General features: G+C 58.3%; 1 protein-coding gene. It reads left to right on the top strand.

Going from position 1 to position 295, the window contains the following annotated elements:
* Positions 1-174: 174 nt before the first annotated feature.
* A partial coding sequence (locus tag Q4563_RS18855) for a ComEA family DNA-binding protein (RefSeq protein ID WP_442903794.1) occupies positions 175-295 on the top strand: 121 nt, incomplete at its 3' end.

Here is a 295-nt window from a genome sequence, read left to right as displayed (position 1 = left end):
GCCTACAGTGACGCCAGTAGCAACCCCTTCTCCACGACCTTCAGCATCCCCGGCCTTACCGACCTCAGTGGCGCACAACCACCACAACCGCAGAAACAAGGGGCTGCCCTGCTCGCAGTCAACGATAGCTCTGGAAACACGCCCAGTGCCGTTGAAGCCACGACGACCACAGCCATGGCCAGTAAAATCAATATCAACACCGCCAGTGTCGATGCGCTGACGCACCTTCAAGGTATAGGCACCGTCAAGGCCGAAGCCATCGTGCGTTACCGCCAGGAAAATGGCCCGTTCAACA

The organism is Gilvimarinus sp. 1_MG-2023 (assembly GCF_030548285.1).
Note: the sequence above shows the minus strand (reverse complement) of the source record. Positions and strands in the feature narration are given on the sequence as shown.